Source organism: Paenibacillus sp. FSL M7-0802 (assembly GCF_038004945.1).
Classification (GTDB): Bacteria; Bacillota; Bacilli; order Paenibacillales; family Paenibacillaceae; genus Paenibacillus; species Paenibacillus polymyxa_B.
Map to the genome: position 1 here is coordinate 3122296 of NZ_JBBOSD010000001.1, position 13353 is coordinate 3135648.

A 13353-nucleotide genomic window follows, 5' to 3' on the forward strand; every position below is an offset into this window, starting at 1 on the left:
AGATCAAGTATCTCGGTGAGAGGAGAATATACGTATGAGTAAATTGAATGTGGATTTGGATGTAGGTGACGTACGAATTGTGGGAGAAAGTCTGTCGAAAATGCCGTGGCAGGATAAGCCGGAAGGTAGCGAGGCTCCGGTGTGGAGGCATACTGAAAACCCAGTCATTGGACGCAATCCGGTGCCGGGTATTGCCCGTATTTTCAACAGTGCAGTAGCTCCGTATGAGGGACGGTTTGTAGGGGTATTCCGGGCTGAAACGATTAATGGACGTCCGCATTTGCATCTAGGCTGGAGTGACGACGGGTTGGCTTGGGACATTGAGACAGAACGTCTGCATTTGGTCGATGAGGAAGGAAGCGATTACCAGCCTAATTATGCTTACGATCCGCGTCTGGTCCGCGTGGAGGATACGTATTATATCATCTGGTGTACAGATTTTTACGGTGCAGCGTTGGGGATAGCACAAACAAAGGATTTTAAAAGCTTTGTACGATTGGAAAATCCGTTCCTGCCGTTTAATCGCAATGGTGTGCTGTTGCCCCGCAAGCTAAACGGAAACTTTATGTTGCTATCCCGTCCGAGCGACAGCGGACATACACCGTTTGGCGACATTTTTCTAAGTGAAAGTCCTGACTTGGTCTATTGGGGCAAGCACCGTCATGTCATGAGCAAGGGCGGACAGGGCTGGTGGCAATCGGTAAAGATTGGCGGCGGACCGGCCCCGATTGAGACGACCGAGGGTTGGCTGATGTTCTACCACGGGGTGACGGGCACGTGCAATGGGCTGGTATACAGTATGGGCGTAGCCGTTCTTGACCTGGATGATCCGTCTAAAGTTAAATATCGTTCCTCCAATTTCGTGCTGACCCCAGAGGAATGGTACGAAGAACGGGGCTTTGTGCCGAATGTGGTTTTCCCGTGTGCTACGCTGCATGATGCGGACACTGGGCGGATTGCGATTTATTATGGAGCCGCTGACACGTATGTAGGTATCGCATACACAACAGTAACTGACATTATGAAGTATGTTATCGCAACGGATGAAGTGGTCGCAGACGACCGCGAGTCGGGCCGGATGTAGGAGGAACTTGAATGCCAGAGGATATGTCTTTACAGCAATTGCAGTCATATATGGGGAGTAACCCGAAGCCGCCGGACTTTGACGCATACTGGGAACGGGCATTACAGGAGCTGGAGCGGCAGCCGCTTGATTATACACTGGAGCCTGCTGATTTTGTCTCTCCGATGGTGGAGTGTTACCATCTATATTTTACTGGAGTGGGCGGAGCGAAGGTTCATGGGAAGCTGGCTCGTCCTAAGCACCTTACGGAACAAGGTCCAGCGTTGGCCATGTTTCATGGATATTCCTGCGACAGTGGTGACTGGTTCGACAAGGTGAGCTATGCGGCACACGGATTCACCGTGCTGGCTATGGATTGCCGGGGGCAAGGAGGGCTATCAGAGGACAATTTGCAGGTTCAAGGAACGACGGTTCGCGGCCATATCATCCGGGGGATTGACGACCCGGACCCGGATCGGATGTATTACCGCAATGTATTTTTGGATACCGTGCAGACGGTACGCATTCTGATGTCTATGGAGCAGGTCGACCCTGAACGGATCGGCGCATTTGGCTGCTCCCAGGGAGGGGCCTTAACGGTTGCCTGCGCTGCATTGGAGCCACGTGTCCGTATGGCAGTTCCGGTATATCCATTTCTGTCGGACTATAAAAGAGCTTGGGCGCTGGATGCCACTACATCTGCATATGAAGAACTGGTTTATTATTTTCGTTGGTTTGATCCGAATCATATGCGCGAGGAGGAGCTCTTTCACCGACTAGGCTACATCGATATTCAACATTTGGCAGATCGTATTCGTGGTCGTGTGTTGTTTGTGACAGGGCTGTCGGACACCATCTGTCCACCCTCCACGCAGTTTGCGGTGTACAATAAAATCGTATCAGACAAGGAAATACTCCTGTATCACGAATACGGTCATGAGTATCTACCCTATCTGTCGGATCGTGCCATGAGCGAATTTTTGCGGCTGTAGGGGGTTGAACTTAGCCACAGGCTCCTTTATAGTAATAGCTATAACCTTCGTGAATGCGTAATAAATGAATGCCCCATTTGTATAACCTCAATAATATGGTTTGAGGGTCTCTACCAGGAACCGATAAATCCTGATTACAAAAAGTGTACGTCTTGTACATTTCTTGTGGTCAGGATTTTTTTGCGTAATACGAGGGAATTTACATGACAGCAAAGGAGCTAATGTAATGAACTTCAAAGTAGTTATTTTAACGATTGCGACCTTTACGGTGGGTTTAGTAGAGCTGATTATCGGTGGCGTGCTACCCCAAATTGCGCAGGATTTGAATGTCTCCGTAAGCACGGCAGGACAGCTTATCATGATCTATGCGCTCGTGTATGCTATTGCTGGGCCAACTTTGTTGGCGTTGACCGCCAAAATTGAACGAAAACGACTGTACCTGTGGTCGATGTTTATCTTTATTCTGGGAAGTCTGCTGGCCTTCTGGAGTCCGAATTATGCTGTCTTGTTTGTATCCCGTATCGTTACCGCTGCAAGCGGGTCGCTGATCGTGACATTGTCGTTGACCATTGCAGTCAAAGTGGTGTCCAAGGCTTATCAGGCCCGTGTCCTTGGTGTCATCTCCATGGGGGTTAGCTCCTCCATCGTTCTAGGTATTCCAGCCGGGGTGCTGATTGGAAATGCGTTTGGCTGGCGGGTGCTTTTCCTGATCATTGCCTTGTTGACGGTCGTTGCTATGATCGTTATCAACTTGTTTATGGAGCGGATTCCGACCGAACATGTTGTGCCTATGCGCGATCAGCTGAAATCCTTAAAAAATGTTAAAGTCATCAGTGCTCATCTGGTGACCACGCTGACACTGGCGGGCCATTACACGTTATATGCGTATTTCACTCCATTTTTAGAAAATATGATGGGCTTAAACGCTTCGTGGATTAGTGTGGCCTATTTTGTCTTTGGGCTGGCGGCAGTGAGCGGCGGATTTATTGGCGGCTCTTTGGCAGATCGGTTCGGCACAGCGAAAAGTATTCTAGTCGTCGTAGGCGTGTTTATCGCCGTGATGTTCTTGCTGCCATTCTCAATCCACTCGATTTATGTATTTGCGCCACTACTGATCATCTGGGGCATACTGAGTTGGGCCTTGTCGCCCCCGATGCAAAGTTATCTTATTGAAAATGCACCCGAATCGGGTAGTATTCAGCAAAGCTTTAATTTCTCCGCACTCCAGGTCGGGATCGCTCTCGGTTCTGCCCTGGGAGGAGTAGTGATTGAGAATAGTGAATCTGTTGCCACGAACGCTTGGGTGGGTGGGGCATTTGTGATTGTTGCTTTTGTCTGCGGCGTATTTTCGATTACCAGAGCGGGGACATCACAGGCTGTCAGAGGGCACCACTCTGTTTCATAATTCGCTGAACCATCGCCCTCTTTTATAATACGAGCAAACATGTTATACTACACACAATTATGAAGAAGGAGGTGAGGTAGGTGAATCACGAGATGCTGAACAACCGTATTAGCCAGCTGCCGATTGCTATGGCTGGCATTGTTCATGCTTTTCCATACAACGGGAGAAGTCTGTCCAATTTTAATCATACGGTTGTAAACATCGCGAGAAGACGCCTACCTTAACTCGAACGGATTGCTGTATCTTCCGAAGAGTCGCGGGGTTGCTCCTGCGGCTCTTTTTGTGTTACCCAGGTAAGGGTCTTCCTAAATAAAGGAGAGCCTGAACATGTATATAGTAAACGGTCAACAATTGAAAAAACACCACGCTGCCAATCTGATTTTGGATGGTGCATCGTTTGATATCCATACAGGAGAAAAGGTGGGACTCATCGGCCGCAACGGAAGCGGTAAAACCACCCTATTACGCCTAATCGCACGTTTGTCCCGCCCGGATGAAGGGCAGCTCGTCATCGCCAAGGATACGAAAATCGGCTATTTACCGCAAATTCCGGCGGAGTTTGAGAGTTTTACTGTGTACGAAACGCTGGCTTACGCCTATCGTGAGCTGAAGGATTGCCGCAATCAGATGAGCACACTGGAACGGGAAATGTCAGATCCGGTTGTGGCAGCAGACGTAGGCCTTCTGGAGAAGCTGCTGCAATCGTATGCTGCCTTGCAGGAACGGTTTGAGCGCAACGGCGGCTATGAAATGGATGCAAATATTGATCAGGTAGCGGATGGTCTGCGTATTCCCAAAGGAATGTATACGCGCAGCTTCGGGTCGCTGTCGGGTGGAGAGAAAACAAAAATAGCGCTGGCATCACAGCTCATTGGACGACCGGATTTGCTGCTGCTGGATGAGCCGACCAACCATCTGGATTTGAAGGGGCTGGAATGGCTGGAGCAATTTTTGCAGGGCTACACAGGTGCGTGTGTGGTTGTATCTCATGATCGTTATTTTCTGGATCGGATCGCCGTTAAAATGATTGAGCTTGAAGATGGCGAGGCGTTTACGTATTATACGAACTACAGCGGCTATGTTAAGGAAAAGGAAGAACGATTGCTACTGCAATTTGAAGATTATAAGGAACAGCAAAAGCGGATCAAAAAGATGAAAGAGGCCATTCGGCGTTTTGAAGAGTGGGGGCGCAATGGCGACAACGAAAAGTTTTTCAAAAAAGCAGCCTCCATTCGTAAGGCGTTGGAGCGTATGGAGCTGGTGAAGCGGCCTGTATTGGACCCGCAGGGGGCGGAATTTCACTTAAAGCTGGAGGATCGTTCCGGTCGCCGGGTGCTACAGTTTGAAGAAATCGTTAAAGCCTATGGAGAGCATCAAATATTAAACGGGGCAACGGGCAGCCTGGAATTCGGTGAAAAGGTGGCCTTGCTGGGCGATAACGGTTCAGGCAAAACGACGCTGCTCAAGCTGCTGCTTGGTCAGGAAAGCGCGGATGCAGGCTCGGTCCAGTGGGGTGCGCGCGTGGAGTATGGATATTTGGCGCAGCAAGAGAGAGAGCGGAATAGCCGAGCGACTGTGCTTGCTTACTTCAAGGAGGAAGCAGGGGTGGAAGAAGGCGAGGCGCGCGGGTTGCTAGCGAAGTATTTGTTTTACGGTGCCGATGTGTTTAAGCCCGTGAGCATGCTGTCCGGTGGCGAATGGTCCCGCTTGCGGCTGGCGTTGCTGGTCATGAAAAAGCCAAATTTGTTGGTGCTGGATGAGCCGACGAACCATCTGGACATTGACTCACGCGAGGCGCTGGAGGAAGCGTTAGACACCTACACGGGAACGGTACTGGCGATTTCACATGACCGCTATTTTGTGAATAAGCTAGCAGGACGCGTGTGGGAGCTGGAGGCTGGAAAGCTGACCTTTTATCTGGGCAGCTTTGATGAGTACCGAGCGAAGAAGCGGGAGATGGAAAACGCTCGTCTACAGAGCGAGGGGGGTACCGGGACGCGCCCGACATCTGCAAGCAGAGCCGCATCCGGTGGCGGCTCAGGCTCGGGCACAGCTGCACATTCCAGTGCAGCGAGCAATGGCACGGGGCCGGCTGCGCATACGGGAGCGACTGCGGGAGCCGATGCGAGCCGTGCACGCTCAAATCGCTTGGGCTCGCCCGCTGCCGGGTCTGGGGCCCGCGAAGCGAAGGCCGCGAAGCCATCACGCACGCCCGCTGCATCCAGCGAGCGGTTGGAGCGGGCCATCGCCGCCAAAGAAGCAGAATTGGCGACAGCGGATGCCGAGCTGGAGCTGCTCGGCACAAGCGGCGATACGATCCACATGGCGGAGCTGTGGGACGCACGTGAGCGGCTGCAAGCCGAGCTGGACGCGTTGCTCGGCGAGTGGGTTGAGCTGGAGTAGGTGACAGGCTAGTAGTTACTGGATAGAAAACAGTTTATTTTATATAGAGGGTAGCCCTGAGGTAGAACGTTTACTGAAGGGCTACCTTTTTTGCAGTGAAAAGACAAAGATATCATCACAAAAATTAATGACCATTAATTAAGATAAATGGTATTCATATATTATTGTTATTATATTTTACATATAAAGAAAGTTGTTTGCATTTCGCAACATATGATACTTTTTAAATTGAATAAATAATATGATTCATTGTTAAATGAAGTTTGTGTTATCCATCATGATCTTACATATCAAATGCACGCGTTGGAACTATGTTGTGATTTGTTATGGATGGAGGGAATAGTATGTCGGACTCCTTACTGGAGGTCAGTCAGGTAACGAAAAAAATGGGAAAAAGGCACTTGTTAGACCGTGTTTCTTTTAAGCTTCAGAAAGGGAAGATATATGGATTCATCGGACCTAATGGAGCTGGTAAAACTACAATGATGCGAATCATGACCGGATTAATGCAGCCAACCAGCGGTTCTGTAAAGATAGCCTCATATGATGTACAGACGGATCGGGAAAAGGCGCTGTCCAAGGTGGGGGCTATTATTGAATCTCCGGTTTTTTTTGATTATATGACAGGCAGGCAGGTTTTGCGCAATTTGTCACGGTTACACTTTGAGATTGCGTCCTCAGATCGGGAGACACATATTGAAGAGTTGCTTACAAAGGTGAGGCTGGAAACACGGGGAGATGACAAGGTGAAAACCTATTCGCTGGGAATGAAGCAAAGGCTAGGTATTGCGCAGTCCATGCTGGGGACTCCTGAGCTTTTATTGCTGGATGAACCGTCCAATGGGCTGGATCCTATGGGAATGCAGGAGCTGAAAGATATTGTGCTTCAGCTACGTGATTCAGCGAATTATGCCTTTTTTATCTCCAGTCATTTGTTGGATGAACTGCAACAGATGTGTGATGAACTCGTTGTTATCAAAGAGGGCAGGCTAGTTTGGCAGGGACCTACTGATCAATTAGTAGAGGACGGCCAACGGCTAGAGGATGCTTTTATGGGATTGATGGGACTATGAAATCATTAATATACAGCGAGTTCGAGCGATTGTGGAGACGGAAGTGGTTCTGGCTCATGGTATTATGTACACCGATTCTAGCCTGTTCGACAGGAGTATATTTTTTGCGCACGATGAAGGTTCCTGTAGAGGTATTATCCTTAAACTTTGTCGTTACTGGTCTGCGTGAGAATTTGTTTTTAGTATGCAACATAGCTGTGGCTGCTTTAGCTGCTGCTGTATACACAGAGGAATTTCGAAGCGGGCAACTGCGTTTGTTATTTATGCGCCGATTTACCCGCGGACAGATTTTCTGGAGTAAGCTGCTGGTTTTAAATGTTACTATTTTGTTTCTTCTCATTGTATTTGCAGTATCCTCGCAGGTGATCGTTGAAGTATGGACTCTTTCCTATGATGTAAGTGATGCGGGGCTGTCCGGATCTCAAGGACTGCAGATGCTTAAATACTATGGTTGGGCGCTTGCCTCATTATTAGCAATAAGCTCTTTTTATTGTTTTATCGCTATGTATAGCAAAAGTGTGACGTATGCCATCGGTGTTTGTATGGTTTACAATCTGGGCTCTTTGTTGTTTGATTCATTGTATTTAAAATTGGTCTCTTTTGTTTCTCATATCCCATACCTATACAATGTGATCGCATTTATGGTTATTCCATATATGCAGCATACAGGATTAGATAGGTCCTTAATCGGGAATTCGTCTGTGGATAGGGCGATTATCACCGTGGTTAGTCTATATCTTATCTTTTTTACTTGGGGCGCATACCGCCGTTTTGTGACTGATGATTATCTGTATTAGGGGCATCCGTAGCCTGAACATCATAAAAGTAAAAGAAAGATCCAATTGACCGCTTGAGGGTCAGTTGGATCTTTTATCGTTTCTTTTCCATAAGGGACGGGTATTAATTGTCTAGTCCCGCATAGATTGACATAGGGGAAAAGGAGGTATGAGCATGTGGAGTTGGGTCAAAAAGCTGTCTACACTGGCGGCGATCCTTTTGTTGGCTGTTTTTGTAAGCGCATGCAACAAGGGCGATGCTTCGGGTAAGGTGAAAATTGAGTTTTTTCAAAACAAGCCGGAGGCCAAGGGTTCATTCGATAAGCTAATCTCTCAATTCAATCAGGAACATCCCGGTATTGAAGTGACACAGGTCAACCCGCCAGAGGCAGAGACCGTGTTATTGACCCGGGTTGTCAAAAACGATGTACCTGACATTGTGGGGCTTGGGGCCACAGATACCTACTCCATTTTGGCACAAAGCGGTATTTTTACGGATCTGGCGAATACAGAATTGCCACGTACGATTGACCCGATTTACCTCAAAATGCTTAAGGATGTGACCGGGGCCGATCCCGTGTATGGAATTCCTTATGCTGCGAATGCGAATGGTGTGATGTATAACAAAACGCTTTTTAAGGAAATGGGATTACAGGTGCCTAAAACGTGGGATGAGCTGATTGCAACGGCGCAAAAGATCAAGGCTGCTGGGAAAATCCCGTTCTATTTTACATATAAAGATGATTGGCAAACGAACCTCCCCTTTAATGCCCTGGGCCCGAATCTGGTGGGCATTGATTTTTTCCTGCAACGGCGTGAAAATCAGGTCACCTTTCAGGACAAGTACCGCGAGGTTGCTGAAAAGCAGCTGGAGCTATTGAAATACGGACATGGTGATAATTTTGGCAAAAACTATGCCGACGGTAATCGTGCCTTCGCTAACGGGCAGGGATTGATGTACATTCAGGGCTCGTGGGCCATATCTGAAATTCGCAAAGCCAATCCGAAAGTGGAGCTTGGTTTTTTCCCATTACCGACAGGGAATGACGAAAAGGCGGTCAAACTGGTGTCCGGTATAGATACGCTCTTGGCCGTATCGGAGAGCACTCCGCATAAAAAGGAAGCCGAGGAGTTCATTGCCTTCTTGTTGAAGCCGGAGAACAGCAAGCAATACATTACAGAGCAAACGCTGTTTTCGGCGGTGAAGGGAGTTACGCAGGATGATCCGAGTGTGGCGGAGCTGTTGCCTTATTTTAAATCGGGCCGCGTCATTGATTTTGCCGATCACTATATTCCCAAAGCGGTCCAATTGAATTCTATTGTGCAGGCCTTCCTGCAAAACAGAGACATCGACGCTTATTTGGCCAAGCTAGACAGTGAGTGGAATAAGGTAGCTAACCGCCGATAGGAGAGGAGGAGGAGACATGAATAAGCGACTAACGACTTTTTACTGGATGACGGTGCCAGCGGTGCTATTGTTTTTTGTATTTTTGACCTTGCCTGCCTTGCAGGGCTTTTATTATTCGCTTACGAACTGGAACGGCTTTGGTCATCAGTATCACTTTGTCGGGTTTAAGAACTATATTAATTTGTTTCAGGACGACAATGTGGGGAACGCCTACTGGTTTACTTTTAAATTTGCGATTGTGGTTACCATTGCGACTAATATCCTTAGTTTGCTGATTGCGCTAGGGCTGAATGCTAAAATACGGTTTCGTAACTTTTTCCGCGGTATTTATTTTCTGCCTAATATTTTGAGCGTGCTAATCGTGGGTTACATATTCAATTACTTGTTCTCGAACGTGTTTACGATTTGGGGGCAAAATTTAGGTATTACCTCATTGTCGACGAACATTTTGGGCAGCGAACAACTGGCTTGGGTGGGGGTTGTCATCGTAGCTGTATGGCAGGGGATTGCCTTTAATACGATTCTCTATCTGGCCGGGCTGCAAACCATTCCGACAAGTCTGTATGAGGCGTCCAATTTGGACGGTGCGGGTAAATGGCGCGAATTCTGGAGCATTACCTTTCCGTTAATTGCTCCATTTTTTACGATCAATATGGTATTGGCGATGAAAAATTCCCTGATGGTGTTCGATCAGATCGTGGCTTTGACGAATGGCGGGCCGGGTCGGGCCACCCAGTCGATTTCCCACCTGATATACACCGGAGGCTTTAGAGGCGGAGAATTTGCTTATCAGTCGGCTAACTCTGTTATTTACTTTATTGTGATCGCGATCATTTCCATCTTACAGCTGCGATTCCTCCAGAGAAGGGAGATGGATAACTGATGAAAACGAGCAGACGTACGAACTGGCCTGTGCTGCTTCTGGTAGCGTTGGGGACAATATTTATTCTGTTTCCCCTCTATATGACGGTGACGATAGCCCTTAAAAATCCCGAGCAGATGGCGCATTCCGCCTTTGCCTTTCCGACCGAGCTGCATTGGGAAAATTTTAGTCGTGCAGTGGAAATGACCAACTTCTTCAGCGCTTTTCAGAACAGTGTGATGGTCACGACATCGACGGTCATACTCACTTTGCTAACCAATTCGATGGTCGCTTATGCGATTGCCCGTAATATGCAGCGACGCTTTTTTAAGGGATTATATTTTTACTTTGTGAGCGCCATGTTTATACCGTTCCCGATCATCATGCTGCCGATTGTAAAACTGGCCTCGGGCCTTCATATGACTAATCTGTTGGGTCTCATTATGCTGCATACAGTGTATGGTTTGGCGTTTAATGTTTTCGTGTATGTCGGTTATATTCGCTCCATTCCGGTGGCATTGGAAGAGGCAGCCACGGTAGATGGTGCGACGACATGGGGTACTTTTTGGCGCATTATATTCCCGCTGATGGCGCCGATTAGTGCTACGGTGGGAATTCTCACTTGTCTGTCCACATATAACGACTTCCTGCTGCCGCTCATTATTATCAGCGATGCAGAGCAGTATACACTGCCGCTCGTTCAGTATGTGTTCCAGGGGCAGTTCAATACTGACTTTAATCTGGCTTTTGCTTCGTACCTGATGGCCTTGCTGCCGATGATTATTGTCTATCTGATTGCGCAAAAATGGATTATCAATGGCGTTACGCAAGGTTCTGTGAAGTAGGGCGTGAGTCAATCGTTTCAGGCAGACTGTGCCTTACTAGGAAAATAAAAAGGGGTTCCCTATACCACGGTTCACACAGGCATAGAGGACCCTCTTTTTATAGCATTGCTATTTAGCTGCTTCGCTGTTGCTTGTCAGAGGCTGCAAGGGTACAGTTGTCTCTGCTTCTGGGTCGTCCGTTGTATAGTAGAACATATAGATAGAAGCTTCCTTCCCTATGAAGTTCTTGTAGACATCCACTGCCTTGTTATTGCCGTCTCCGGCGAAATTGGCTGTGATTGGCTTGCCGATAATCCGTTCTTTACTCAGGCCAATATGCGTCTGGTTAATCCCTCCAAAGTGAGCATCCTCGCTTTCGGTTTCTATGAATAAGTCTGATCCTTGTTTGTAGTAAGTCCACTTCACAGGATAGCCACCGATTTGTGTCGTTAGCGTCTGCTTTGACTCAGAAATATCAGTTAAACGCTGTGACGTTTTGTCATCCGAATGGGTCGTAACCTTGTATTTGCCTGTAAAAGTAATGAGAGTGTCCTTGGTAATCACAAGATTGGACGGTCGTTCAAAACGAATCGTGTTCAGATCGTGTTCCTGATCAGGTGAAGACCAACGACTACCCTCCAGCGTTGTGCCGTTCACAGAAAGAAAGTATTTTTGATAAGGTAACATGGCGAATTTCTTTTCGCTTCTGATCGTGACACGGATTTGTGTAGGTGTGACAATCATTTGTTCTAGCGTAAAATTCGGATTGCCGTTCTCCAATGGGGTGTTCAGCACGCTTTTAATCGTTCCGCTTTCCATTTTCTTCTTGCTTAGCTGCAGATCAAGGTTTATGGGTTCATTTATACTTTTCTCAGTTTGCGCATATTGCAGTTTGAAAGTAGTCTGTCCTTCCGGTATATCTGCTTTAGTAAAATACTGCTGGGCTGTGTATTCCCCATTCTCTCCGGGTGTACCAAAAGCTCCTCCAGGCTGAGGCCGCACAGGTTCTCCACCTTTGTAGGCAATGATTTGTGGATTGTCCCATTCCTTCGGCTTGGACGAATCGAAGGTAATTGCCGAGGACAGCATTAGCTTATCCTTCCCTTGTTCGAATACCTGTACCTTCAAATCTTGTAAGCCGTTACGATCCAGCTTGAACGTCTGCATCTGAGGCGATTTGATATCGAGCGGCAATTCCAGTTCCTGAACGCTGGTGAGCTCAATATGATCTACGGTCAGTCGCACGTTCTCTGTTTCTTGCTGCGGTGTCCAATCGCTTTCAAAGTAGCCGTTATAACGTTGGTTTTTCTCGTCCCATTGTTGAAAGCTATACTCGCCCGCACTGCTTTTCCCCGCAGCACTTTTAAGTGATACGCCTTTGACATTCCAAAACTCGTTGTCTGCGCGTTTTCCGACCTCCAAGCTGTACAGAATCACGGTCCGGTTCTCATCGACAATAGCGGTATGCAGCGTCAGCTTCACTCCGTCTCTGGTTACGGATTGCTCCAGCGGCTGTCCAAGGTCTTGATTTAGTGCCGTCTGTATGCCGCTTCTTCCGTGCAGCAGATCGCCCCAATTATAATGGATGGCGGCATAGACGGGAACGGCAACGAGAAGTGCACTCAGAGAGGCGGCGATAGCTATTTTGCGCCAATTTCTGTGTCGGTGCGGAGGGAATGAATCGGAAGTGTCGGTTAGCGTAGGGGCAGTATGCCCTGTCTGTTCCATCCGGTTCCACATCTCATCGAAGTCAGGATAGGCCATTTCCGAATCATCATTTAACTTGCGCTTCAATGCCTTTTCTATGTTGTTCATAGTTCTCTCCTTCCATCTCGGGAATTTGTACACCTGCATCCCGCAGTATTTTCTCCATTAACTTTAGCCCTTTGTGATTCCTCGATTTGACGGTTCCCAGCGGAATTTCCAGCAGTTTTGATATTTCCGCCAGCGTGAAATCATGCATATAGCGGAGTGTCAGCACAGCGCGGATTTTGGCTGGAAGACGATTCATATAAACGGCCCATTCTTCTGCCGATTCGCGTTCTTCCACCAGCCTGTCTACAGGCTTACCTTCCGCCCCGCTAAATCGATAGGGATTAGCCGATACCTTCAAATGCAGGCTTTTCTGGCGTTTAAGGAAATTCAGACAATGATTGACCGTAATTTTCATAATCCAGGCTTTTAGTTGTTCGATCTGTTCACGATTGCTGCGAAACAGGATGATAAACACTTCCTGTGTTAAATCCTCTGCATCCGATGCATTATGTACCATGTAGTAGCAGGTTCGGTATACATCTCGTTGATACAAATCAAACAACTCTCGATTACTCTCCAATGAATGTGCTCTCCTTTCTCGTGCAGTTTATCTATATAACAACTGAGGTCCTCAAAAGGTTCATTTGGTTGCGAAAAGTAAACCGTCTGCTTCAAATGTACCATGATGTATCTATGTTGTTTGCTCATCTATGGATAAGGAAGTAGCAATAAACGAAAAGAAGCCTGTAAATCTCAAAAAATGCAGATTTACAGGCTTCTTACATTTTCCGA

At 47.6% G+C, this 13353-nt stretch carries 12 protein-coding genes and 1 riboswitch; of the genes, 10 read left to right on the forward strand and 2 right to left on the reverse strand.

The genetic code is table 11. The annotated features are described in order from the left end of the window. The first annotated feature begins 34 nt into the window (after nucleotides 1-34). The 10 genes from MHB54_RS14510 to MHB54_RS14555 all read left to right on the forward strand — a co-directional run bounded on the left by MHB54_RS14510 (nucleotide 35) and on the right by MHB54_RS14555 (nucleotide 10827). Nucleotides 35-1084 (forward strand): glycoside hydrolase family 130 protein, encoded by a 1050-nt coding sequence (locus MHB54_RS14510; protein WP_023990882.1) that lies wholly within the window; start codon nucleotides 35-37, stop codon nucleotides 1082-1084. Between the two features lie 11 nt (nucleotides 1085-1095). Beyond that, nucleotides 1096-2055 carry an acetylxylan esterase gene (locus MHB54_RS14515; RefSeq protein WP_023990881.1) on the forward strand — a complete coding sequence of 320 codons (960 nt, stop codon included), beginning with the start codon at nucleotides 1096-1098 and terminating at the stop codon, nucleotides 2053-2055. Between the two features lie 57 nt (nucleotides 2056-2112). Continuing rightward, nucleotides 2113-2212: riboswitch (purine riboswitch) on the forward strand. A 69-nt stretch (nucleotides 2213-2281) separates the two neighbouring features. Further along, nucleotides 2282-3460 carry an MFS transporter gene (locus MHB54_RS14520; protein WP_023990880.1) on the forward strand — a complete coding sequence of 393 codons (1179 nt, stop codon included), beginning with the start codon at nucleotides 2282-2284 and terminating at the stop codon, nucleotides 3458-3460. A gap of 80 nt (nucleotides 3461-3540) precedes the next feature. Beyond that, on the forward strand, nucleotides 3541-3684 hold the full coding sequence (locus tag MHB54_RS14525) for an RAxF-45 family protein (RefSeq protein ID WP_016822706.1): 144 nt from the start codon (nucleotides 3541-3543) through the stop codon (nucleotides 3682-3684). Between the two features lie 103 nt (nucleotides 3685-3787). After that, nucleotides 3788-5863 carry a ribosomal protection-like ABC-F family protein gene (gene abc-f / locus MHB54_RS14530; protein ID WP_264454413.1) on the forward strand — a complete coding sequence of 692 codons (2076 nt, stop codon included), beginning with the start codon at nucleotides 3788-3790 and terminating at the stop codon, nucleotides 5861-5863. A 344-nt stretch (nucleotides 5864-6207) separates the two neighbouring features. Further along, complete coding sequence (locus tag MHB54_RS14535) at nucleotides 6208-6936, forward strand: ABC transporter ATP-binding protein (RefSeq protein WP_023990878.1); 729 nt, start codon at nucleotides 6208-6210, stop codon at nucleotides 6934-6936. After that, nucleotides 6933-7733, forward strand: coding sequence for an ABC transporter permease (locus MHB54_RS14540; RefSeq protein WP_076295224.1), 801 nt, complete (start codon nucleotides 6933-6935; stop codon nucleotides 7731-7733). The genes MHB54_RS14535 and MHB54_RS14540 overlap by 4 nt, the downstream gene beginning before the upstream one ends. A gap of 154 nt (nucleotides 7734-7887) precedes the next feature. Next, the gene (locus MHB54_RS14545) at nucleotides 7888-9120 is read left to right on the forward strand and encodes an ABC transporter substrate-binding protein (protein WP_264454414.1); all 1233 of its coding nucleotides are present in this window, start codon (nucleotides 7888-7890) and stop codon (nucleotides 9118-9120) included. A gap of 16 nt (nucleotides 9121-9136) precedes the next feature. Further along, entirely contained in the window at nucleotides 9137-10003 is an 867-nt protein-coding gene (locus MHB54_RS14550; RefSeq protein WP_053326352.1) for a carbohydrate ABC transporter permease, read from the forward strand. After that, nucleotides 10003-10827 (forward strand): carbohydrate ABC transporter permease, encoded by an 825-nt coding sequence (locus MHB54_RS14555; protein WP_023990874.1) that lies wholly within the window; start codon nucleotides 10003-10005, stop codon nucleotides 10825-10827. The genes MHB54_RS14550 and MHB54_RS14555 overlap by 1 nt, the downstream gene beginning before the upstream one ends. Before the next feature lie 108 nt (nucleotides 10828-10935). On the opposite strand, the gene MHB54_RS14560 is transcribed toward MHB54_RS14555, so the two are convergent. Both MHB54_RS14560 and MHB54_RS14565 read right to left on the reverse strand, forming a co-directional pair. Next, nucleotides 10936-12621 (reverse strand): DUF4179 domain-containing protein, encoded by a 1686-nt coding sequence (locus MHB54_RS14560; RefSeq protein WP_340981684.1) that lies wholly within the window; start codon nucleotides 12619-12621, stop codon nucleotides 10936-10938. Next, nucleotides 12581-13141 carry an RNA polymerase sigma factor gene (locus MHB54_RS14565; protein ID WP_254348404.1) on the reverse strand — a complete coding sequence of 187 codons (561 nt, stop codon included), beginning with the start codon at nucleotides 13139-13141 and terminating at the stop codon, nucleotides 12581-12583. The genes MHB54_RS14560 and MHB54_RS14565 overlap by 41 nt, the downstream gene beginning before the upstream one ends. Nucleotides 13142-13353 lie beyond the last annotated feature (212 nt).